Origin of the sequence: Lentilactobacillus dabitei (assembly GCF_019061365.1) — a bacterium.
GTDB classification, from domain to species: Bacteria; Bacillota; Bacilli; order Lactobacillales; family Lactobacillaceae; genus Lentilactobacillus; species Lentilactobacillus dabitei.
Window position 1 is genome coordinate 1 of the sequence record NZ_JAHPPD010000219.1, and the last position, 214, is coordinate 214.

Below are 214 nucleotides of genomic sequence, written 5' to 3' on the forward strand. Positions count from 1 at the left end.
AGTTGTTATACGGTATTAGCACCTGTTTCCAAGTGTTATCCCCTACTTCAAGGGCAGGTTACCCACGTGTTACTCACCAGTTCGCCACTCGTCTCAATGTTAAATCATTTAAATGCAAGCACCTAAAATCTTTAACCAAGACGCGTTCGACTTGCATGTATTAGGCACGCCGCCAGCGTTCGTCCTGAGCCAGGATCAAACTCTCATCTTAAAA

1 rRNA gene is annotated in these 214 nt (G+C 44.9%); it reads right to left on the minus strand.

What is annotated here, in order from left to right:
- A 16S ribosomal RNA gene (locus tag KTE19_RS13855) occupies window positions 1–211 on the minus strand; the annotation flags it as partial.
- Between the last annotated feature and the right edge of the window lie 3 nt (window positions 212–214).